Origin of the sequence: Nocardia sp. NPDC050412 (assembly GCF_044458825.1) — a bacterium.
Lineage (GTDB): Bacteria > Actinomycetota > Actinomycetes > Mycobacteriales > Mycobacteriaceae > Nocardia.
In genome coordinates this window covers 172220-195582 of the sequence record NZ_JBITIJ010000015.1, presented here as the reverse complement: position 1 = coordinate 195582, position 23363 = coordinate 172220, and the positions used below count along the sequence as shown (strand labels likewise).

17 protein-coding genes and 1 pseudogene are annotated in these 23363 nt (G+C 65.3%); 7 read left to right on the top strand and 11 right to left on the bottom strand.

Translation table 11 applies throughout. The features are described from left to right. From ACIBI6_RS33565 to ACIBI6_RS33555, 3 genes are all read right to left on the bottom strand, one after another. A partial coding sequence (locus tag ACIBI6_RS33565; RefSeq protein WP_396958892.1) for a beta strand repeat-containing protein occupies positions 1-3962 on the bottom strand: 3962 nt, incomplete at its 3' end. 663 nt (positions 3963-4625) lie between these two features. After that, the gene (istB, locus tag ACIBI6_RS33560; protein WP_396958891.1) at positions 4626-5588 is read right to left on the bottom strand and encodes an IS21-like element helper ATPase IstB; all 963 of its coding nucleotides are present in this window, start codon (positions 5586-5588) and stop codon (positions 4626-4628) included. A gap of 93 nt (positions 5589-5681) precedes the next feature. Beyond that, complete coding sequence (locus tag ACIBI6_RS33555) at positions 5682-5849, bottom strand: hypothetical protein (RefSeq protein WP_364342293.1); 168 nt, start codon at positions 5847-5849, stop codon at positions 5682-5684. A gap of 544 nt (positions 5850-6393) precedes the next feature. On the opposite strand from ACIBI6_RS33555, the gene ACIBI6_RS33550 reads away from it, so the two are divergent. Continuing rightward, positions 6394-8403, top strand: a complete 2010-nt coding sequence (locus ACIBI6_RS33550; RefSeq protein WP_396958890.1) for a polyprenyl synthetase family protein — start codon at positions 6394-6396, stop codon at positions 8401-8403. Between the two features lie 72 nt (positions 8404-8475). Here ACIBI6_RS33550 and ACIBI6_RS33545 read toward each other — a convergent pair whose 3' ends face one another. Both ACIBI6_RS33545 and ACIBI6_RS33540 read right to left on the bottom strand, forming a co-directional pair. Beyond that, a complete protein-coding gene (locus tag ACIBI6_RS33545) occupies positions 8476-9294 on the bottom strand; it encodes a hypothetical protein (protein WP_364342287.1) in 819 nt (272 codons plus the stop codon). Further along, positions 9291-9953 (bottom strand): ABC transporter ATP-binding protein, encoded by a 663-nt coding sequence (locus ACIBI6_RS33540; protein ID WP_364342284.1) that lies wholly within the window; start codon positions 9951-9953, stop codon positions 9291-9293. The genes ACIBI6_RS33545 and ACIBI6_RS33540 overlap by 4 nt, the downstream gene beginning before the upstream one ends. A gap of 74 nt (positions 9954-10027) precedes the next feature. Here ACIBI6_RS33540 and ACIBI6_RS33535 point away from each other — a divergent pair. The 5 genes and pseudogenes from ACIBI6_RS33535 to ACIBI6_RS33515 all read left to right on the top strand — a co-directional run. Then, positions 10028-10210 (top strand): annotated as a pseudogene (locus ACIBI6_RS33535) (hypothetical protein); the annotation flags it as partial. Positions 10211-10327: 117 nt separating this feature from the next. After that, entirely contained in the window at positions 10328-10510 is a 183-nt protein-coding gene (locus tag ACIBI6_RS33530) for a hypothetical protein (RefSeq protein ID WP_364342278.1), read from the top strand. A gap of 1 nt (position 10511) precedes the next feature. Then, complete coding sequence (locus ACIBI6_RS33525; protein ID WP_396958889.1) at positions 10512-11336, top strand: DUF998 domain-containing protein; 825 nt, start codon at positions 10512-10514, stop codon at positions 11334-11336. A gap of 100 nt (positions 11337-11436) precedes the next feature. Continuing rightward, positions 11437-11688 (top strand): hypothetical protein, encoded by a 252-nt coding sequence (locus tag ACIBI6_RS33520; RefSeq protein ID WP_396958888.1) that lies wholly within the window; start codon positions 11437-11439, stop codon positions 11686-11688. Between the two features lie 101 nt (positions 11689-11789). Then, on the top strand, positions 11790-12059 hold the full coding sequence (locus tag ACIBI6_RS33515; RefSeq protein WP_396958887.1) for a dioxygenase: 270 nt from the start codon (positions 11790-11792) through the stop codon (positions 12057-12059). Positions 12060-12475: 416 nt separating this feature from the next. Here ACIBI6_RS33515 and ACIBI6_RS33510 read toward each other — a convergent pair whose 3' ends face one another. Continuing rightward, positions 12476-14566, bottom strand: a complete 2091-nt coding sequence (locus ACIBI6_RS33510; protein ID WP_396958886.1) for a trehalose-6-phosphate synthase — start codon at positions 14564-14566, stop codon at positions 12476-12478. A 98-nt stretch (positions 14567-14664) separates the two neighbouring features. Between ACIBI6_RS33510 and ACIBI6_RS33505 the strand changes: the two genes are divergently transcribed. Next, positions 14665-15651, top strand: coding sequence for a carbohydrate kinase family protein (locus tag ACIBI6_RS33505; RefSeq protein WP_364342266.1), 987 nt, complete (start codon positions 14665-14667; stop codon positions 15649-15651). 51 nt (positions 15652-15702) lie between these two features. Here ACIBI6_RS33505 and ACIBI6_RS33500 read toward each other — a convergent pair whose 3' ends face one another. The 5 genes from ACIBI6_RS33500 to ACIBI6_RS33480 all read right to left on the bottom strand — a co-directional run bounded on the left by ACIBI6_RS33500 (position 15703) and on the right by ACIBI6_RS33480 (position 22863). Next, positions 15703-16920, bottom strand: a complete 1218-nt coding sequence (locus ACIBI6_RS33500) for a hypothetical protein (RefSeq protein WP_364342263.1) — start codon at positions 16918-16920, stop codon at positions 15703-15705. Between the two features lie 9 nt (positions 16921-16929). Beyond that, complete coding sequence (locus ACIBI6_RS33495; RefSeq protein WP_364342260.1) at positions 16930-18336, bottom strand: pyridoxal-dependent decarboxylase; 1407 nt, start codon at positions 18334-18336, stop codon at positions 16930-16932. Positions 18337-19551: 1215 nt separating this feature from the next. Beyond that, positions 19552-20118 carry an isochorismatase family protein gene (locus ACIBI6_RS33490; protein ID WP_396958885.1) on the bottom strand — a complete coding sequence of 189 codons (567 nt, stop codon included), beginning with the start codon at positions 20116-20118 and terminating at the stop codon, positions 19552-19554. A 385-nt stretch (positions 20119-20503) separates the two neighbouring features. Beyond that, positions 20504-22336 carry a tetratricopeptide repeat protein gene (locus ACIBI6_RS33485; RefSeq protein ID WP_364342254.1) on the bottom strand — a complete coding sequence of 611 codons (1833 nt, stop codon included), beginning with the start codon at positions 22334-22336 and terminating at the stop codon, positions 20504-20506. A gap of 26 nt (positions 22337-22362) precedes the next feature. Next, positions 22363-22863: a hypothetical protein gene (locus ACIBI6_RS33480; RefSeq protein ID WP_396958884.1), complete on the bottom strand. Its 501-nt coding sequence runs from the start codon at positions 22861-22863 to the stop codon at positions 22363-22365. Positions 22864-23363: the final 500 nt, after the last annotated feature.

Genomic DNA, 23363 nt, shown 5'->3' with positions numbered 1-23363 from the left:
GTGAGGGTGGGTAGCGCGATATAGGTGTAGCCGACACCGTTGCTGGTTCCACCAGCGGTCGTGGCGGTGACTTGCACGGTTCCGGCTGCACCCGCGGGGGTGACCGCGGTGATCTGGGTGGCGGAGTCGACGGTGAACGAGGTTGCCGGTGTGGCGCCGAAGTTCACCGCCGTCGCCGCGGTCAGGTTCGTCCCGGTGAGGACGACCGTTGTTCCACCGGCCACGGGTCCCACGTTGGGAACGACTGTGGTGAGGGTGGGTAGCGCGATATAGGTGTAGCCGACACCGTTGCTGGTTCCACCCGCTGTGGTGGCGGTGACTTGCACGGTTCCGGTTCCTGCGGGCGTGACCGCCGTGATCTGGGTGGCGGAGTCGACGGTGAACGACGTTGCCGGTGTGGCACCGAAGTCGACCGCTGTGGCTCCTGTCAGCCCTGTTCCGGTGAGGACCACTGTTGTTCCACCGGCCACCGGTCCCACGTTCGGTACCACGGTGGTGAGGGTGGGTAGCGCGACATAGGTGTAGGAGACACCATTGCTGGTTCCACCGGCAGTAGTGGCAGTGACCTGCACCGTTCCGGTTCCGGCGGGGGTAACGGCGGTGATCTGGGTGGCGGAATCCACGGTGAACGACGTTGCCGGTGTGGCACCGAAGTTCACCGCCGTGGCTCCTGTCAGCCCTGTTCCGGTGAGGACCACCGTTGTTCCACCGGCCACCGGGCCCGCACTCGGAACCACTGTGGTGAGGGTGGGAACAACGACATAGGTGTAGGAGACACCGTTGCTGGTTCCACCAGCGGTGGTGGCGGTGACCTGCACCGTCCCGGCCGCACCCGCGGGGGCGACCGCCGTGATCTGGGTGGCGGAGTTGACAGTGAACGAGATCGCCGGTGTGGCACCGAAAGTCACCGCCGTCGCCGCGGTCAGGTTCGTCCCGGTCAGGACCACTGTTGTTCCACCGGCCACCGGTCCCACGTTCGGAACGATCGTGGTGAGGGTGGGGACCGCGACATAGGTGTAGGAGACGCCATTGCTAGTTCCACCAGCGGTGGTGGCAGTGACCTGCACCGTTCCGGCCGCACCCGCGGGGGCGACCGCCGTGATCTGGGTGGCGGAATCGACGGTGAACGACGTTGCCGGTGTGGCACCGAAGTTCACCGCCGTAGCCCCGGTCAAATTGGTCCCGGTCAGGACCACTGTTGTTCCACCGGCAACCGGCCCCACGTTCGGAACGATCGTGGTGAGGGTGGGAACCGCGACATAGGTGTAGGAGACACCGTTGCTGGTTCCACCCGCGGTGGTTACGGTGACCTGCACCGTTCCGGTTCCTACGGGCGTGACCGCCGTGATCTGGGTGGCGGAGTTCACGGTGAACGAGAGCGCCGGTGTGGCACCGAAGTTCACCGCCGTAGCCCCGGTGAAATTGGTCCCGGTCAGGACCACTGTTGTTCCACCGGCCACCGGCCCTGCACTGGGGACCACCGTGGTGAGGGTGGGAACCGCGACATAGGTGTAGGAGACACCGTTGCTGGTTCCACCCGCGGTGGTGGCGGTGACTTGCACCGTTCCGGTTCCAGCGGGGGTAACGGCGGTGATCTGGGTGGCGGAGTTGACGGTGAACGAGAGCGCCGGTGTGGCACCGAAAGTCACCGCCGTGGCTCCGGTCAGGTTCGTCCCGGTCAGAATGACCGTCGTACCGCCGGCCACCGGCCCTGCACTCGGAACCGCCGTGGTCAGAGTGGGAACCGCGACATAGGTGTAAGAGACACCATTGCTGGTTCCACCCGCTGTCGTGGCAGTGACTTGCACCGTCCCGGCCGCACCCGCGGGGGCGACCGCCGTGATCTGGGTGGCGGAATCCACGGTGAACGAGATCGCCGGTGTGGCACCGAAGTTCACCGCCGTGGTCCCGGTCAGCCCGGTTCCGGTGAGGACGACCGTTGTTCCACCGGCCACCGGCCCTGCACTCGGAACCACTGTGGTGAGGGTGGGAACCGCGACATAGGTGTAGGAGACACCGTTGCTGGTTCCACCGGCAGTGGTGGCGGTGATTTGCACGGTTCCGGTTCCGGCGGGGGCGACGGCGGTGATCTGGGTGGCGGAGTTGACGGTGAACGAGGTCGCCGGTGTAGCACCGAAGTTCACCGCCGTGGCTCCGGTCAGGTTTGTTCCGGTCAGGACGACCGTTGTTCCACCGGCCACCGGCCCTGCACTCGGAACCACTGTGGTGAGGGTGGGAACCGCGACATAGGTGTAGGAGACACCGTTACTGGTTCCACCGGCAGTGGTGGCGGTGATTTGCACCGTTCCGGTTCCGGCGGGGGCGACCGCCGTGATCTGGGTGGCGGAGTTGACGGTGAACGACGTTGCCGGTGTGGCACCGAAGTTCACCGCAGTAGCCCCGGTCAAATTGGTCCCAGTCAGGACCACCGTTGTTCCACCGGCCACCGGTCCCACGTTCGGAACGATCGTGGTGAGGGTGGGAACCGCGACATAGGTGTAGGAGACACCGTTACTGGTTCCACCGGCAGTGGTTACGGTGACTTGCACCGTTCCGGTTCCGGCGGGCGCGACCGCCGTGATCTGGGTGGCGGAGTTCACCGTGAACGAGATCGCCGGTGTGGCACCGAATTTGACGGCCGTCGCTCCGGTCAGCCCGGTTCCGGTGAGGACGACCGTTGTTCCACCGGCCACCGGCCCTGCACTCGGAACCACTGTGGTGAGGGTGGGAACAACGACATAGGTGTAGGAGACACCGTTACTGGTTCCACCAGCGGTGGTGGCAGTGACTTGCACCGTCCCGGCCGCACCCGCGGGGGCGACGGCGGTGATCTGGGTGGCGGAGTTGACGGTGAACGAGAGCGCCGGTGTGGCACCGAATTTGACCGCCGTGGTCCCGGTCAGGTTGGTCCCGGTGAGGACGACCGTTGTTCCACCTGTTACCGGCCCCGTATTCGGGACCACTGTGGTGAGGGTGGGAACCGCGACATAGGTGTAGGAGACACCGTTACTGGTTCCACCGGCGGTGGTTACGGTGACTTGCACGGTTCCGGTTCCGGCGGGGGCGACGGCGGTGATCTGGGTGGCGGAGTTGACGGTGAACGAGGTTGCCGGTGTGGCACCGAATTTGACCGCTGTGGCAGTGGATAGCCCTGTCCCGGTGAGGACGACCGTCGTCCCGCCGACCACTGATCCTGAATTGGGAGTGATGCTGGTGAGGGTGGGAACCCCGGCATAGGTGTAGGACACCCCGTTGCTGGCACCACCCGAGCCGGTGACGGTGACCTGCACCGTCCCGGCCGCACCCGCGGGGGCTACGGCGGTGATCTGGGTAGCGGAGTTGACGGTGAAGGTGGTCGCGGTGCTGCCGAAGCGCACGGTCAAGGGGCCGGTGAACCCGGTGCCGGTGATCGTCACGCTGTTACCGCCCGAGGTGGGTCCCGCGGTCGGAGAGATGGACGTGATGGTGGGTACGACGACATACGTGTAGGTCACCCCGTTGCTGGTTCCGCCCGGGGCGGTGACGGTGATCTGCACAAAGCCGGTTCCGGCAGGAGCGACAGCCGTGATCTGCGTGTTCGAGACGACCGTGAAGGAGGTTGCCGCCGTACCACCGAAGCTGACCGCAGTGACACCTGAGAGATTGGTGCCGGTGAGGGTGACCGTGTTCCCGCCAGTGGTGGGACCTTGAGTGGGACTCACGCTGGTCAGGGAAGGAACCGGGAGATAGGTGTAGGGCACCCCGTTGCTGGTACCACTCGAGCCGGTGACGGTGACCTGCACCGTGCCCGTCCCCCCGGGGGCGATCGCGGTGAGCTGCGTACTGGAATTCACGGTGAAGGTGGTGGCGGTGGTGCCGAACCGCACGGTGAGCGGGCCGGTGAACCCGGTGCCGGTCACCGTGACGCTAGTACCGCCCGGGGCGGGGCCCGCAGTCGGGGAGATGGACGTGATGGTCGTCATGAGTAACTTCCTTCGAGAGTCGATCAGAGCCCTGGTCCGACCCTGGGGCAGTGGGCCGGGGCAGATTGTGCTGCTGGTGGGGGGGCGGCCCGGGCAGGGCACGAGAGCCTGACCGCTGCCATAGCGATATCGCCGATGACGTTGCCAGCGGTGAGTAATGCGGCCACCGATTGCCGGTGACGGAGTTGCATTTCAAGTAGCAGGCGAAGCTAGGTTCGCGCTGCCACTTCCTTCATAATTGTGATTCGGCTACATTTCCCTCGCTGAAAGTTAAATGGACAGAAACCCACCCGCAAACATACGTCTGCAAAAATAGGAGCGCAATAGTTTATTTCGGGCAGAAGCCGCGAGTTCAGGCAGGTCATGGATGGTTTCAATGGAATTCCCACGAATGTCGACAGCGTTTTATCATGAATGTCGACAGCGTTTTATCACGAATGCTGACGGCGTTTTATTGCGAATGTCGACGGCGCTTCATGTCGAGTTATTCGTGAATTTTGACGGCATCGGCGGTGCGTGCCGTTTCTGAATTTGGAACATTTGTTTCTCGCATACGGTCCGGGCTATCCGATGGAGCCGAAGCGGGGCGCCGACGAGCTGTTTGTTGAGCCGACGCAGCGGCGGGCGCGACAGCATCGTCGCGTGAGTCGAGGCGCGGGCGGGTCAGCGGGGTTTGTCGGTGGGTTCGGTTGCCTTGGTATGGGCATATCGGTAGCTGCGGGTGCCGGTCTCGATGATGGTGCCGCCGAAGGTAAGTCGGTCGATGATGGCGGCGCGAAGCTCAGCGTCGGGGAAGGTTTCGGACCAGTCGGCGAAGCCGCGGTTGGAGACGATCGCGACCGACTTCCTCTCCTCGCGTTCGGTCAATACCTGGAACAGCAATTCGGCGCCGCGTCTATCCAGTTCTGTGTAGCCGAGTTCGTCGATGCAGAGCAGGTCGACGCCGCTGTAGCGGGCGATGGTGTTGGTGAGCCGTTTGCCATCGGCGGCTTCGATCAGTTTGTTGACCAGCCTGGCAGCCAGGGTGTATCTGACGCGGTATCCGGCTTTCGCCGCCTCGGTGCCCAAGGCGATGAGCAGATGAGATTTCCCGGTGCCGGAGGCGCCGATCAAGCACAACGGCAGCCCTTCCTTGACCCAGTCGCATTTAGCAAGAGCGCGGATCATGGCAGGGTCGACACTGGTGTTGGCACTGAAATCGAAGTCACGCAACGTTTTAGAGCGAGGGAACCCGGCGGCCTTGATGAGCCGTTCGGAGCGGAGACGGGCTGTCATCTGTTCCGCCTGGAGCTGTGGTTTGCGTTCGCGGACATAGGCACTGACTCGCTGATAGGACACGTCCCTCATGCCGTGCTCCTCGAGCAAACGGTGATAGATCCGGGTCGCCGTGTGTCGTTGTCTACGAGGCGCATCCAGATCGGCGCGCAGCACATCGTCGATGAACGGCTTGTAGGGATCGAGCTTCTGTGCTCGCGGCGGATACTCCTTACGCGGCTCGGGCCACACCGACTCCGTCGCTCTGGCCACCGTACGCCACCCGACCCTGTGCTTGCGCTCGATGGCGCGCTTGGACAGGCCGGCACGGAGATCCTGGCGGATTGCCGCGTACAGCTCAACTTTCGACATGTCAGACATCCGCAGGCTCCCCTCGCCCCGCAATCGATAATTCCACTATAACCGCTGGTGCTGCCTTGAATTCGTGACTCCGCAACGCGCCCGTCAACATTCGTGAGCAACCGCCGTCAGGGTTGATGGACAGGAGGCGGGGCCGACGGGGACGTCCAGTTCGCGACTGATGGTGTGTTCGGGCACGAGGAACTCCGCCGCGAACTCGGTGTCGGCGAGAAGCCTTACCACACTGGACGGTCCGATGCCGCGCACGTCCATCCACGGAGCTCCCAGGTCGAGGTCGAGCTGCCGCAACTCTTAGTCCGCAGCCCTGGTCTTTGCGTCGATGGTTTCGAGGTCCTCGATCAACTCCACTACCAGTGGCGGACCCGGCTCGCGGGATCACGCGGTCCTGCGGCGTCGGCCGCGGCCCGGTCCTGGCGTGCGGACAGCAACCGCTAGCGGTCCCAACACCAATTTCCGACGGTCGGTCCCGGTTGCCGTCGGCCCGGCCCGCTTCGGGCGACCCGTCTTCGCCACCACCGAAACATATATTCGCACAACGGATTTCACGCGCGGAACAGCCAACTCGGCGACCGCCGGGTAGCTCATTTGGGAGGATGTTCTCCCTGGCTGATCGGGTTGTCCCCGGCACCGGCGATCGGGGCGGTACTCGCCCCCACGGCCTCACCAACCGACATCACCCAAGTTGGGAAGGCATCAAAATTGGCCGATACCAACATCTTCCGCGCCAGGGTGGTGTCAAATTGCCATTGATCGGCGGTGTTGGAGATGACCGATGTAACCAGTCAGGAGCGCCCGCGTGCCACGTGAAATCGATTCCGCTGTCTTCCCGCATCTGGATGCGGACCTCGACCGCGTCCGTGACGTTCTCGGACCCGTTCGGCTGGAGGGCAGGCCCGAACTCACCACCCTCACAGACGAATGGCCGGACACTTCTCGCCGCCTGGTTCGTCCCACTCTGACCTTATTGTCGTACTACCTGCTCACCGATCCCGCGGCCCCGGCCGACGACCGGGTGGTGCGCGCCGCTGCTGCCGTCGAATTGCTGCATGTGGGCTCGCTTTACCACGACGACGTCATCGATCACGCATACGAGCGTCGAGGCCGTCCCAGTGTCAACGTGGTGTGGGGTTCGCATATGGCCGTATTGGGTGGGGACTCGGTGATGCTCACGAGCGTGCGCATGCTGGCCGAACTCGGCCAGCGCGAAGTTCTCGCGGGAGCGATGGCGGGTGAGCAGATGTGCGCGGGCATGGTGGTCGAGGCCGCCGACCTCTACGTGGCCTCCCGCGGCGAGCAGTCCTACCTGGACGCGATCGACGGTAAGACGGCGGCGGTGCTCTCGCTGGCATGCCGGGTGGGCGCGATGCAGGCGGGCCGCCACGACGATGCAGAAGAGGCGCTGGCCCTGTTCGGTCGACACTTCGGGCTGGCCTACCAGCTGCATGACGACATTCTCGATCTGACCTCGACCGCCGAAGAAATGGGCAAACCCGTCAACGCGGATCTGCCTGCGGGCATCTACACACTTCCGGTGATCCGCGCGGCTGCGCGCGACCGGGACCTTGCCCGCCTGCTGCGCAGAACGATGACGCGTGAGCAAGCCGAACGTGCCCGCGAGCTCGTCATCACCTCCGGCGCCGTGGACGAAGCGCGAGCGAGAGCCGATGAATTCATGGACCAGGCTGCCGGTCAGCTTGCCGCTGTGCCCGTTGACCCGAGCGCCCGCCACGCGATGACCGCCTATGCCCGATCCATACTCGACCGGCGAACTCCTGGTTCCGCGGTTCCCCAGCAGCCGACGCGGCCATCCCGAGCCCACGGTGATGGGCTCTCGCCGCAGCTGGCGCAATGGTTGAAAAGCTGGCTGGTGGACACCGGCTTGGCCGTCTCCCCGGCCGAGGCCGACTACCACCGATGGACAGGAGCGATCCGGATCCCGGCACAAACCTTGGCCCCAGCAGCGGACGCGGCCCGTGAACAGACCGCCTACGGCATGGCCGTGCTGGTCCTTGTGTGGGACGACCTCTTCGAGGATCCGCAGCTGAGGGACCCGGAAGCGGTCACCGCGCTGAGGCGTGGCATGGTGGCAATGCTGCGTCAGGACCCGGAGACACCGTGGCGGTCCGGCGCGATCCCGACGGCTTGGGCGAGTTTGTGGCCGCGCCTGCGCGAGGGCCGGACGACCCGCTGGCAGGAGCGGTTCCTCGACGGCATCGAGGAGTGGTTCGAAGCCGCCGAACGCGAAGCGCACCATCGCATCAATGGCTACATCCCCGCCACGGCCGACTACCTGCCGCTGCGGATGTCGACCAGTGGGATCGAAACCGCCCTTGCCTGTATGGAGGTGCGCCAGGACCGGGAATTGCCGTCGAAGCTGCGCAACCACCCCGTGATCCGCCGTCTCGAGGAACTCGCCTTCTGGGTGACCTTTGTGGAGAACGACCTGGTGGGGCTGGATCAGGACGAGGCAGACCAAGTCCCCTACAACCTGGTCAGGGCGGTCCGTCACGAGACCGGCTGCACCCGCCGCGAAGCCGTCGAGCAGGTGCAGCGCCAGGTGGCGGAGCAGCGCGCCCAGCTCGAGGCGGTGATCCACTATGTCCCCGCGCTCCTCCGCGTGCTTCCCGGCCTGTCGGGCCGAGGAAAGGACTACGCGAAGATGTATGTGGACATGACGAGTGTGGGGCTCTGGGGGCGTGAGAGCGATCGTTACGAGCAAACCTCCACTTCCGCAGCGCCGGACTTGGAACGCTTGCGCCGTGAGGTCTACTTCCGGGCCGACGAACCGGCTCCTATCGCGCCGTAAGCCCGCGTAGCCGACAAGCCGGGTGTGTCCCGCGCGATCCGATCCACCGTGGTGGCCGCGCGGGACACACCCTCAGTGCTTCGCCGACTGTTCGGACCTCGTCGGTCCGGGAAGGCGGATCCACATCGTGGATCGAAGAGACGAGCGGGTGCGCAGATGGAAAGCGACCAATCCGACGAGGGCGCTCGCGGTGAACCAGGCCAGTTGCACGGCGAAGCCCGCGAATGGCGTGGTATCGGAGAAACCGGCCGCGGTCGCAGCCTGCATGGCCCCATAGGAGGGCAGCCAGCGCACGAATTCGCTGTCCGCCCCGATGCTGGCGATAGGGTTCTGCACGGCCATGTCGAAGCAGCTGATCATCGCGATGGCGAACATCCCCTCCACCTCGCGGCGCAGCAGCGCGCCTAGGGCGACACCCAGTGCTCCATAGGTCATCGCCGCGCAGAAAAGCGCAGCAGCGAGCAGGACAGGCTGCCGAGGCGACCAGTAGCAGCAGATCACTGCGGTGGCGTACGCGCAGACCACCACCGAGGCCACCACCAGGCAGGCGATCTTCGCCAGACCCAGCGCAACCCGAGGATATCCGGCCATCGACAGACGCCGATCGAATGCTCCGCTGCTGAAAGTCGCCGCGAACATCATGAACCCGATGATCAATGACACCGCGGTCAGGGCGCCGCTGATCTGGGCGAGCTCATTGCCGTTGGCGTGCAGAACGAGACCGGTGTCCCGAAGCCGGAACGGAACCTCGATGTCGGTGACGGCCACGCGCACCAGAGTGATCAATATGGGGACGAAGACAGCAACCAACAGCATGGCGAACCGGTTACGAGCATGCTCGATGAGGCCATAACGCGTGGCGATCATGAACAGCCGCGCACTCTCGCTCATCCGGCCTTCTCCTGTGTGCCTTGTAGGACGCCGTCGTGCAACCGCCACACCTCATCCAGCTTGTCGGTGTCGTGGGCTAGATGCGAGACGACCAGAACCGACCGGCCGGTGTCACGGAACTCTGCGACCAGATCCCAGAAACGCAGATACGTCTCCCAGTCGAAACCCTGGTACGGCTCGTCGAGCAGCAGAACCTGCGGATCATGCATCACCGCAAGCGTCAGGTTGAGCTTCTGCCGCGTGCCGCCGCTCAGCGTGGCGACCCGCTCACCGGCATACTCGGAGAACCGCAAGATCTCCATGGTCTGCTCGGCCCGCCGCAGATCCGGGATCGCATAGGCCGCGGCGAAGAAATCCAGGTGCTGACGAACCGTGAAGGCGTCGTTCAGGACCACCTGCTGGGGGCAGTAACCGAACCGCCCATGGTGCCGGACCACACCGCGGTCAGGTCGCAGCTCTCCGGACAGGACCTTCAACAGCGTCGACTTGCCCACACCGTTCTCACCGACGATTCCCACCAGCGTCCCCGCAGGTAACACAATGTCGATGCCACGCAGCACCGACCGCCTGCCATATGAATGGTGGACGTCCTCCACTTCCATCAACGCCCCTTGTCTGCCTTCGACGTAGTGGCCGGACAGCCGTTCGTATGCTACCAACCGATTATGAAAACCTATGGCGGAACGGCCAATTCGCGCCACCCACGCCTCCGTCCGGGCGGCGGGCCTTCGACGGAACCGGCTCAGCACGGGACTGGGCAGCGAAAGTCACTCGACTGCTAGGAGTCCGTGCCGTCGTCGCCCGCAGCTTCGAACGCATCCATCGCACGAACCTAGTCGCATTGGGCGTGCTGCCTCTGCAATGCCCCGACCTCGACCCCGATAACCTCGCAGGCACAGAGGAATTCGACGTCACCAGCCAGCACGGCTCCATCGCAGCACAAACGGATCACCGGGATCGTCCTACGAAATGATGACGTGCACAACGCCTTTCGGCCGATGAATGGCACCCGGCGAGGCGGCACGATTGCAGCATGCAGATACGACTCGCGGCCGTCTTCGGGCTATTGCTCCTCATCACCGGGGCAGCATTGTGGCTTTTCGCGCGGGACACCGAATTCTTCGGGTTCCGGGGTGGGCCACTCGGCGCCGTGCTCGTAGTGGTCGGAGTGATCGACATCGTAACCGCGCTCAGGACGGGCCGGCAGGGGCTTTGACGTGGATGTGATTGTTGATCGCGGCAGCGACAACCGGCCGTCGTACGAAACTCTGGAACAAAACAGTCCTCGACCGCCTCATGACAACAGGAAGATGAATTTGAACTCGAGATTTGGGGCCCGCCCGTCCGCGTCCGAAAACCGCGGAACGACGACCGCCAAGGTCGGCGCCGCGGCATGGCTGGTCGGCGCCGCACAGTTCCTGGTCGCGCAACTGATCGCAGGAGGCGATTGGAGTACGCCCTACAGCTGGAAAGACAACAACATCAGCGACCTGGGTAACGTCCATTGCCAGATCTGGGACGAGTCCCGTCCCCGGTATGTGTGCTCGCCGCTGCATAGCGTCATGAACGTGTCCTTCGTCGCCCAGGGCGTTCTGCTGCTGGCCGGCCTGCTGCTGACCGGTGTCTTCTGGGGGCGAGGAGCGATTTCGCGAAGTGCCCGCATCCTGCTTGGCATTTGCGCTCTCGGGTGGCTCATGGTGGGATTCGTTCCCGCAGACGTCGACGAGAACCTTCACCTGCTGGGTGCACTGTTCATCATGGGATTTGGCAATATCGGACTCGTCTGCGCTGGATTTCTACCGCGAGGGACTCCATTCGGAAGGATCCGGCCCGTCACTGCTGTCATCGCCACCGTCGCGGTGCTCGCGGTGTTTCTGTTCTTCGCCCAGCACGGTCCCGTTATCGGGATCGGCGGCATGGAACGAGTCGCGGCGTTCGCTGTGCAAACATGGACGGTCGTCGTGGCAATCGCAATACTCCGGACGCGTCGCACAGTTGGTGCGCATCCAGCGCCAGTCGCAGAGGTTTCAGCCGCAAGATGACAGAGTTGCCCCGCTCACTCCTGCCCTCTGAGAATTCTGATCGTCGCGCGGGATGGGCCGGGTGGGGTTCATTTCATGGCGAGGATCTCGTGCTAGCTCAGTGAAGGATTGGGCCCGGATCGTCGCGAAGTACGACCTGCGCACCCCGGACCTGCGCGACCTGGTCGGCTACGGTGACCAGCACGCGGACTTCGCGTTCGCCTATGGCGCAACCGCCGGACCGCGCGCGTTCGTGAGCACCGTCCAGCTGCGGCGAGCCGGATTCACCACAGTGATCGACACCGAGGACTCCTTCCGTAACGCGCTGCAATCCCTCATCGACCGTAAATACCTGCCGCCCGCGCACAAGTGAACATCGCGGCGGGCCACCATCCGATCGGCATCGCGCGAACGCCGCCAAGTGATTACCCAGGTACCTTCCTGTCAGCCCGGTGCGTGGTGTGATCACCAGGCATGCGATTGACCGGTGAAGAATGGTTCACCGCAATCGATTTCCTCGAGCGGGTAGGAGATACCACGAACCCGACCCGCCACGAATTCGTTCTGCAACCCGGTGCCCGGTGCGCAGGCGTCGATCCGGGCGACGGTCTGCCGGATCGGCTGGACGTCGCCGGCGAGGGAGGTCAGCGGGAGGTCGACCGCGGACATCCGGAGTATCCGCGGTGGCGAGTTCCTCTCGGGTATAGGCATCTTCGCTATTGCGCAGCGCCTGACAGTCGATGAGAGCCTGTGTCCCTCAACCCGAGACCGCACGCGCAATTCATATCGGTCGGGTGCTGTCTGGTCCACGAGTGCTGTTCGGGCGATCCCCGCTACACCGGTCACGAGGTGTGGAACAAGCAGGGCAAACAGGAGTCGCTCAGCGACGTGGACGATGTCGCCCTCGGCCACGAACCCGGCTGGCATGGGACCCGAAAACCGACTGAGTCCTTTCCGATCAGCCCGCGCACGACCTGATCATCACGAAAGACACCTTCGAGCAGACGCAGGCTCGATTCGTCTGTGTCCGGAGGGGGTATCGACCAGTACGCCAACCTGCTGCAACACCGAAAACTGCTGGTCATCGGCAACGTCGGAACGCTCGAAAAGTAGCCGATTTCCGCGTGTTTCGCGATGTCCGAATCTGCCGAGTTGCGCGATCAGGACGGCTGGTAGGTGATCGGCGCTGCGGCCGGGTCGGGGGTGCGGACACGGATGGCGTCGATGATGCGGGTTGCCCAGTCGATGGGGCGGTCGTGGCCTAAGAGGTGTGCCAGACGTTTCGCGCGAGTGCGGCGCTCGGTGTGGTCGAGGGACAGTGCGCGGGCGAGTGTGGCGGTGAGGTCTTCGGGGGAATGCGGGTCGGTGAGTAGGGCGGCGTCGCCGAGTTCTGTTGCGGCGCCGGCGTAGCGGGACAGCACCAGCACCCCGGGCCGGGAGCCGGGTCCGGCCACTGCCGACTGGGCGGCGACGAATTCCTTTGCGGTCAGGTTCATGCCGTCCTGCAGGGAGGTCACCCAGAACACGTCCGCGGCCAGGTAGTGGTCCATCACCTCGGAGAGCGGCAGGTTGTGCGGGATGTAGTCGATCGGTTGCCAACTGCCGACACGCCAGGCGTCGTTGATCTCGGTGGTGCGTCGCTCGAGAGCGCTGCGAGTGGTGTCGTAGGCGGAGATGCCTGGTTCTGGTGGTGGGCAGACGAGCCGGAACACCAATCGGCTGTGCAGGTCCGGCCGTTGCTCCAGCAACGCCGCTATGGCCTCGACCTTGTGTACGGGGGCTTTGGTGTAATCGAGACGTTCGACGGAGAGCACCAATGGGTGTCGGCTGGGCTGTGTGCGCGAGGCGCGGCTGCGGGCGAGTGTTTCGATGGCTGGACGGTCGATACCCAGCGGATGGACACCCAAGGTCGGCAGTGTGGGCTGGCCGGCCAGGGTTTGTCGAAAGTTGTCGGCGAAGGCATTGGTATGAAATCCAGCCCAGTTCAACTGTATGAGCGAGGAACGAATTTCGTCTGCGGTGGGCAGGGCGGCGAACACCACCGGCGGCGGGAACGGAGTGTGGTGGAACAGTCCGATGCGCAGATCAGGGCGGACTCGGCGAAGCAGGCCGGGGACGAGCCATAGGTTGTAGTCGTGTAGCCATACGGTCGCGCCGTGCGCTGCTCGATCGCCGATACGCTCGGCGTATCGCTGGTTGATCACGCGATAGTGGGTCCAGGCCGCGGTGTCGAAGCGCATGCGATGCGGCTCGGACATGAGGATCGGCCACAGTGTGTCCTTGCATGCGCGATGGAAGTAGCCGCTCCATTCGTCGGGGGTTACCGGCAGTAGTGACAACGGGGCCTCGTGCTCGCGTGCGTCGACACCGTCCTCGCCGACCTGAGCGGCGACCCAGATGCCCGGTAACCCTTGGGCGAACAGGGCGGTCAGGCTGGGGAGAATCCCGTTGGGGCTGGACGGTGATCGTTGCTCACTTCGGGGGACCGGTGGTCGGTGATAGCCGACTATCAGGCAGTGCCGGTCCTCGGTGCAGTTGTCCGGTGAGACCCACCCCAGCGCGTGCAGTGCTGTGAGAATCCCGCCCGCGCCCGGACGTTCGGGGCGACGGATACGCGCGGCGAGGGGAACCGCCCGGTATAAGGCGGGCTCGGCGGCGCCGACTATCACGCCGTGTGTGCCCAGTTCGAACAGCGATGCATCGTTGAGCGAATCACCGGCCACCAGGACGGAATCCATTGGCCAACCGAGCTTTTCGGCCAGCGCCGCCACAGCATTGCCCTTGGATGCGTTGGGCGGCATGACGTCGAAGTAGCGGTCCGCGGAGTACAGCCACCGGCATCCGAGCGCCTGGACAGCGGTGGTGAGTTCATCGGTCAGCTGGCCCGGTGCCAGGTGGTACGAGCAGCGCCCGTCCTGCGCCACCCGCTGGTATGTCAGTTGCCCGAAGCGGCTCAACGCTTGCCGAACTTGTTGTGTCCCAGGCCATCCGGCACGAAGATGGGCCTGAATATCGCCGACCGGCCGCAGGTCGGTGCCGTCGACCACGGTGGCACCGACATCGGCGATGATCCAGCGTGGTCTCGGCACCAGCGGATCACACAGCACCTCGGCGACCGACGCCACGCCGCGGCCGGTGGCGAAAACCACCGTCACCTCGGGATGGCGGGCCAACACCGCGCACAGCCGACGCTGGTCGGCGATCTCCCCGCCCAGCAACGTACCGTCCAAGTCGGTGACCAGGATCCTCATCACCAATCCAAAGCTAACACCCGCAGCGTGAATCCCTGTGCCGCCGTGACCGTCTCGACCTCCCACATATGCCACGTCACCCCCGGTACGCTCATCGGATGGGCACAGACGAGCCGGGCGGGCGGGAAATTCTCGTGGTGGGCGCCTATTTTGTGGATCTGATCTTCCACGGGCTACCCGCGCCCGTCCGACCTGGCCGAGAGGTCTTCGCCGATGGGTTCACAATGATGCCCGGTGGCGCCTACACCCTGGCTATGGCCGCGCATCGGCTCGGGCACGATGTTGTGTGGGCGACCGACTTCGGCACCGATCCCTTCAGCGCCCATGTCCTGCACGCGGCACGCGCAGAAGGAGTGGACGAGAGCGCTTTCCGACATCAGCCGACCCCGCTACGCAGCCTGACCGTCGCCCTGTCCACGCCCGAGGAGCGTGCGATGGTCAGTTTCCAGGACCCGAGCTCCCCGCAACCGCTATCGTCGCTGCTGCGGCAATACCGACCACGTGTCCTGATGGTGCCGCAACTACGCTACGACGCCGACACCGTGCACGCGTTGGAGCTCGCCCGCCACCTCGGCACCACCGTAGTGATGGACTGCCAAGACATCGACGTCGATGTCGACACCCCCGGAGTGCGAGCCGCGCTGGCTTCCACCGATATCTTCGCGCCCAACGCCGAGGAAGCACTGCGGCTGACCAGGGCGCCGACCATGGACGATGCGATATCGCGGCTGAACGAACTTGTGCCGACCGTGGTGATCAAACTCGGCAGCGCCGGAGCCGCCGCGGCACACGACGGAGAACGTTATGACGTTGCCGCACCAGAGATTTCGGCTCTGGATACCACCGGAGCCGGTGACTGCTTCAACGTCGGTTTCGTTCATGGTCTGCTCGCCGGCTGGCCGCCGGCGAAATGCCTCGCCGCCGCCGTTGCGTGCGGAACGGCAGCCACCACCGGCCCAGGGTCCAGCACGGCTCCGGGGACCGCCGACCTCGAGCGGTGGCTCGCGCGAACCACAATATCGAGTCTTGCGGCTGCGGCCCGCGAACGACGCCGGCCAACGGTTCAGCCTCCCACAATGCACTGAAATGCCGATTAGCGGATTAGGTCGCGCCGGGGAGCGGGTGTGTGCCGAGTGTTATCGCCAGGTCGGTGTTTGTCCGGTGTCGGCGAGGCGCCAGCCTTGGTCGGGTGGGCAGGTGTCGTCGTAGTAGTACACGGTGTGGGGAAGGGCGAGTTGGGTTCCGTCGTTGTCTGCGAATGTTTTGCGTGCGAGCGATGGCAGCAGGTCGGGATCGAAGCCGAACAGGTCGGTGGCCAATGTGTTCAAGCGTGTGAGGGCGTGGTGGCCCATGAAGCTGTCGTAGACCAGGCTCATCAGGTGAGCGCAGTCGACCGCGACATCGCGTGGCACGACGTCCATCGGGGGCAGGTCGGCGGGATGCCCGAACCTGTGGCGTAGCGGGGCGAGGGTGTAGATCCCTCCGTCGCGGTAGGCAATTCGACTGTGGCGACCGTCGCGGGTGAAGCTGAGTAGCGTGTTCTGTCCGTGCAATTCGGGCAGGCAGCCGGTGGAGAACACGGCCCGTACCCAGAACGCGATCATCGGCTCGATGATGTGCTCGGCCAGGAATGCCGCGGGTTCGACACCGGCCCGAATCACCAAACGGTGCAGCAACGGCTGGCGGTCGGGTGACCGAATATCGTTGCCATACAAGGCGAATAGCGGCACTGTGTAGTCGAAATCGTGCCCGTCGCGGACGAGTGAATCCCGGACGAGGTAGCCCCAGGCAGTGCCGAGGTCTCTGCCGAACAAGCCGCCGCCGAGGTCGCGGAGAACGGGCAGGCCCGCAGTGTGCAGCTGCGTAGTGGTCCACAGCTCGTGGCCGAGGTCGGGCGCGTTCATGGTCCGCTGGAAGCGGGAGATCCGTTGCGGGAAGTGCAGTTTCAGAAAATGCGGTGCGGTGGGGACGCCGTCGGCGCCGAGCACGAGGACGGTGCGGGCGTTCGCCAGCGGCATCACGTCGAGCACCGGTCCGGCAGCCATGGTGAGGAGTTGGTCACGGCCCGGCAGGTGCGGTAACGCCAATGTGTCGGGATGGACCGGGAGCAGCAAGCGGTCGTTGCGGGAGTAGATCTCATGCAGCGGTGACGAGGCCGAGGTGCGGCGGTATTCACCGTGTTCGGAGTCGACCCAGAATGTCGGGAGTTGAAATCCGGGCGCGCTGCCCTGGGGGTGGTAGTCGGCCGACACCGGCATCTCGGCGCTGTAGCGGCTGTAGTTGCGGGTGCCGGCACCGAGGTAACGCTCGGCGGAGGTCCACAGTGCCGTGCGGTCGTTGCCGGGGGGCAGCATATCCGCCCCTCAACCGGCGAGGTCGGCGACGAGGTCCAACAGCGGTGCGAGATCGTCGCCGCTGGTTTGTGGATGCAGCAAAGTTGCCTTGAGCCACAGCTTGATACGGCCGTCGCTGTCGGCGACGCGGGCGCGACCGAGCACCGCGCGCCCCTCGGCAAGCAGTTCCCGGCGTACCCGCGAAACGAGCGCGTCACCCTCCTCGAAGCCCAACTCGTCGGCGACGACCGGCCGGAACAGGACAGTGCTGATGCCCACCGCGCCCGGGCGGCGCCGCATCCGCGGATGCGTGTCGACGATCTGCGCGAACTTCTCCGCCGCACACACGCAATGCTCGACCAATCCAGCCAGGCCCGCCTTGCCCAACGCCCGCATGGTCACCGCGATCTTGAATGCGTCGGGACGCCGGGAGGTACGGATGGATCGGCCCAGCAGGTCGGGCAGCCCCGCTGTCAGGTCATCGTCGGCGTTGAGATACTCGGTGCGATGCGCCAGCCCGGCCAACACAGCGGCATCGCGGACGGCGAGCACACCCGCGGCCACCGGCTGCCAACCAAACTTGTGCAGATCAAAAGCCACCGAATCCGCCGCGCCGACACCGGCCAGCCGCGACCGCAGTTCGTCGCTGAACAACAGCGGTCCACCGTAGGCGGCATCCACGTGTAGCCAAGCACCGTGCGCGGCAACCACATCCGCCAGTTCGGACAGCGGGTCGATCAATCCCGCATCGGTGGTACCGGCGGTCGCCACCACCAACACCGGCCACCGCCGATGCCCGCGGAGGACTCGCCCCACCTCGGCGGCTGCCAGCACCCCCGTCGGACAATTGACCGTGATCGGCTTGGGCAAGCCCAGCAGCCAGGCCGCCCGCGCCACGCTGTGATGCGCGTTGTCACCGCACACCACTTGCACCGCGGACCCCCCTGATGCGCGCGCAGTCTCCCGGGCCAGCAGGACCGCCACTAGATTGGATTCCGTTGCCCCGCTGGTGATCACCGCATCCGGTGCCACCGCCTCGGGGTAGATCAGGGCGGCCAGCGCCGCCGCCACCTCGGCCTCGATCGCCGCCGCCGCCGGAGCCTGGTCCCACGAATCCATCGAAGGGTTCAGCGCGGACGCGGCAAGATCGGCCGCGACAGCCACCGGCAACGGTGCGCAATGCAAGTGTCCGACACACCACGCCTCGGTCGGGTCTGCCGACCCGAGCACCAACGCACGCGTCAGCTCCCGCAGCGCGACCTCCGCGCCGATCCCAACCTGCGGCAGTACCGACCCGACCCGACCGGTCACACAAACCTTCACCGCCGCCGGACCACCAGCAGGCAACGGCCCGCCACGCCGCACCCTGCCCGCAGCCAGTTCGCCCAGCACCACCTCGGTCAACCCGCGCAACGTCTCATCTTCGTGGGGTTCCACGGCACCCCTTTCCATACGAGACAGCTGCATCGCTCGTCCCAGGCGCTCCAACCTCGCGCGCCGCACGATGCGCAGCACCCACGGTGAGGGCGCGTCCTCGGCGCACAACTCTCAATCAGCCTGAAGCGCAAACAATTTGCCAGCCCGACCTACATGAACATCCTAGATGCAGGACAGGTCCTCGACTGCGCGCCGAGCAGAGCGAGCTGACCGGTGTCCGGCATACCTATCTCCGAAACTCCATCGCCGGAGCCGGACTACGTCCCAGCCGATGACCTACGAGCGCTCGACCGAAACGTCCGGAGATGCCCCGACCCGAGCGAATCCGGCTGGTGTTCTGGGCATCGTGGAGCATGAGTACGTCATCGGATATCGACGTCACCTTCGCCGGTGACGATCTCGTACTGCGGCTGGCCAGCGCGGCCTACCTGGCCCGGTTCACCGGCAGCTCCCGTATCCATTGCGGATCTGATCTGCGCCTCTACTTCACCTGGTGCACCGAACGTCATCTCCTGCCGGTGTTAGCGGTGCGCGCCGAGATCGAACGGTACGTGCGGTGGATGCAGGAGACCCGCCGGTTCAAACCCTCCACCGTTGCCCCGCCGTACCGCGGTAGTGACCGGGTTCTAGCGCACGTGCGTCATCGACGGCGCGAAGGACCACTCGCCGGCCGAGTACGTCCGCCGACCCCGAGTACCGAACGAATCACCGACACTCGGACCTTCGCATCTACAGTTCGAAGCGCTGCTCACCGCGGCGCGCGATTCCGCCCACCGGTTCGACTTCGCGCTCGTTGCGATGCTCGGACTGCTCGGGTTGCGGATCTTCGAGACCTGGAGGTCCGACGCCGAGGACATCGGCGAGGAACACTGAAAAGGTTGCCGAAGGCTGCCAGCGATGGACGCCGATCAGCCAGCTACCGTGACTGGCGTGAAGCGGTAGCGCGCAGTTCGCCGCGTTCGCGGATCGCGCAGGCCAGTACAACCGCTCGCACCGATTCCGGGACTACAGATCAGAAGGTTAGTGGTCGGCGCGATACGAGCCAGCGCCGCTGCCAGGCCGATGTCGTTCAATGGTAGAACTCCTGGTCTAAAGCAGATTCTTGCTCATCGGCCCTCTGGTGTTCGGGACAATGCGAGTCAGCCCGCGGGCGCGTGAGGCGGGCCGGCAGGCCCGACTACGGGCCCGCACACGACGGCCCGATGAGGGTGTCCGTCAGCTGTCGATGTTTTCGGCGATCTCCACGCCCGCCGCCTGGAGTTCGTCCAGGGCCCGTTCGATGTTGGCGGGGGAGACGCCGGCGGACAGGCCCAGGAGCACCCGGGTGTCGAAGCCGGCGGTGCGGGCATCGAGGGCGGTGGCGCGAACGCAGTGGTCGGTGGCGATGCCGCAGACGTCGACGGTGTCGATGCCCTTGGCGCGCAACCAGTCCGCGAGGGCCGTGCCGTCCTCGGTGGCGCCCTCGAATCCGGAGTAGGCGGCGGCGTAGGCGCCTTTGAAGAAGACCTCGTCGATGGGCGCGGTGTCCAGGTTCGGGTGGAAGTCGGCGCCGGCGGTGTCGATCCGGCAATGCGGCGGCCACGTGTCGACGAAGTTTGGGTTGTCGGAGAAGTGCGCACCGGGGTCGATGTGGTAGTCACGGGTGGCGGTGATCGCGGCGTAGTCGCTGGCACGCAGATATTCGCTGATCCGTTCGGCCAGCGCGGCTCCGCCTGCGACGGCCACTGAACCGCCCTCGCAGAAGTCGTTCTGTACGTCGACGATGATTAGAGCTCTGGTCATGACGCCTCCACGAGATCGGTCCCGCAACGACTTCGGCCAGCGCCTATTGTAGGTGTCTATCACCAATGCGCATCGCCGAACGCGCCGTCGGACACCCGCGCCCCCTGATCTGCTCAAACGATTATCGGCGGTCAGCCGAGAACACGCAGGTCAGCGCCGATGAGAGTTCGAGCGGGCATCCACCCGCAGGATCTTCCGCAGACTCCACCGCGAGCGCAGTTCTTGCAGGGCCTCCTCTAATTCGCGGAGGGGCGAATTCGGTGGCGTCGTCATCACCGGGGCGGGGGATGGCCACCGCAACGAGTTGCCGGGCGGCGGGGTGTACAGGTTGAACAGGAACGGGCAGCGAGCGGAGTCGGTTGGTCGTCCTCGCGGGTGCTGAAGGCTAACCGGGCGTGGATGTGGAGCTGTCGGCGTCCGGCCTCGGCTTCAATCTACGTCGGGCCGCCCAGTATTCGGCCCACGCCCATGCCGCCGGAAGTGTCAGCGCGCTCTGCGGTCTGCCCGCAGGGTGTTCTGTGGTGTCGGTGGCGCACCCGACCGGTGCTTCGGGCGGCTTCTTGTTGAGCAGGACCTGGAGATTGAATTCGGCCGACGTATGACCGCGGGCGGCTGCGCGGCGGTACCAGATCTCCGCCTCCGCCAGTTCGCTCCGCTTACCCAGCAGGACACCGAGATTGAACATGGCGGACAGGTCACCAGCCGCGGCGGCGTGACGGTACCAAGTCTCGGCTTCCTCCGCTTCTCCGCGTTTTCGAAGCAGGACACCGAGATTGGACATTGCATTGAGATCTCCGGCTTCGGCGCACCGGCGCCACCAGGTCTCGGCGCCGTGCGTGTCGCCGCGCTCGTGCAACAGAACGCCGAGGTTGAACATGGCGGACAGATCGCCAGCGTCGGCGGCGCGTCGACACCATGCTTCGGCCTCGTGCGTGTCGCCGCGCTCGTACAGCAGGACTCCGAGGTTGAACATCGCGTTCAGATCACCGGCCTCGGCGGCGCGGCGGCAAAGTTTCTCCACGACCGATGCCCGGCCCCGGAAGAACGCAGTCAAGCCTGCGGAAACCAGCACATCGACGTCGGCGTTCTCGGTGGCCAAGTGCCAGAAATCGGTGGAGATAGGGCGTGGCGAGCGGTGCTGACCGTCGTCTGCCGCGACGAGGTAATCGAACGGCCGGTATGCGCGGGAGCGGTCGGGGAGGCGATCGGTGAGCAGGAGCGCGACGTGCCCGACACTCGGGGAGGGAGTACGGGCGGCGACGATCGCGTCCTGCACCTGATCGGTACCGACCTCGAGCTCGGGGTACTGCTCTTCGGCGATCGCCATGGCGAGTTCGGCCAGGACGGGTTCGGGGATCGGGTCCGTGCGCCCGACGCGGACCCAGTCCACGGCGACTTGGATCACGGTGTGCAGCACGGGATTCCGGTAGCGGGAATCGTCGTAGTGCTTCAGCAGTTCGGGTGCGCCGGCGAGGACTTCGGCGAGTCCGTACCGGTCCAGGTTCAGCGACGGGTAGGCGGCCGCGGCATCGGCGTGCTCGATGAGACTGTTGCTGGTCGAGGACAGATCGATCTGGATGGCCTGCTGCAGCACCACCCGCGTGTCGTGTGCGAGATCCTCACTGCCATAGTGCAATCGGTCGCGAGCTTCGCACCGCAGCGTAGCGACCACGACGGTCGGTGCCGCGCGCGCGGTGAGGCGGCTGAGTGTCAACAGCGTCAGCGGCCGACTGGTCGTGACGAACCTGTCCAGGTTGTCCAGCCAGACCACGATCTGCTCCGGGCAGTCGACGAACTCCGCGCAGGCCGGTATCTGAGCGAGCGACTCGGGGGTGGGCACCAGGACTCTGGCCGTGGGCAGCGCCTTGCTGACGGCTTCGAACAGGCTGCGTGTCTTGCCTGCCTTCGAAGGGCCGACCACCACCGTGAGGCGGTCACCGGACAACGCCGCGGCCAAGCGGATATCGACCGCGTTGTGGGTGCGCGGCACATACGGGTCGGCACCACCGAACCGGCCGGGTTCGCCGAAGCGCGACGGTGTGGCCCCCAGCATGTAGGGATCCAGCTCGGTGATCAGCGGGAGTCCGCCCCCCGCTCCCCGCCGCTCCACCAGCTCGACGAGGGGTGCCTCAGTGACCACCGGCGAGGCGCCCGCGAACCGATAGGTGGTGATGAAGTCCCCGCCGACCGTCACCCCAGTCGCGGAGACAGGCGCCATGAATGTGGGCGCAGCGGAATGCCCGGTTACCGCCGCGCCTGCGAAGGGTGTGGCGGCTCCTGCACACCGGCCCGGAGCCCTTCGATCTTCAGTGTTCCGGACACTGTTGTGTCCGTGGCGATCACACCGCTTCCGCTACTCTCGATGTCGGTGATCTTCAGCTCACCGGCTCGGACCCGGGTCAACGTCACACCCACGGCCTGGGCGGCCTGTGGCGAGTGCTCCTCGATCAGCTGTAGGAGCTGATGCGCCGCCGTCAGCAACTCCTGATCGTCCGCGGCGCCTGCCCGCGCCAATTCCTCGGCGAGCACCACTCGCCGCGAACCGGCTTCCGGCCGTGCCTCCACCACACCCACGTCCACAGAGCGATACCGGCGGGTGATCAATCCGCGCAGCGATTGATAGGAGTCGAGCACTCCCTGTTTCGCGGTATCGGTCAAGCCCGCGGTGGCACCCGCCGCTACCGCGGCCGCCACCAATGCCACCGGATCCACCCCGCCGAACCTCCCGCACTCGGACCTCGCCATGGCCGCCTCGTGCAGCGGCCACGAACAACCTAGCTACAAACAAAGCACGACGGAAGCCGTTCCGCGGCAAAAGAAGTGAACCACGATAGAACAAAAGGTGACCCGAGCGTCCAGTTGGGTGAGCGAGCTGGTTTGCATACGGCGGAACGAGCCCGCGACATCAGGTGACACGGCATGCAGGGTTGGTTATGGTCGCAGCGGCGCACGGCGCGGTCGAACGATCCGGTGCGTGATCTCCGGCCCCCGGCGGTCGCGTCCCGCCCGCCGACATCGCCCTACCTCTCGACGAGGCAGTCGGCGCACTCGCCAACGCCACTGTCGCACTCGGTTCGTGTACGCGCTGCAGGCCGCGTGCCTATTGAGCCAATAGGCACTTGCGATACCACATTCCACGAGTATGACTTGAAGCTGGAATAGCGTCTCTTTGTCAGCAATACGTGTCACTACGCTGCGCGGTGCCGCAGGAAGCAAGTGAACAGTGAAGGGACCGAGGGTTCGTC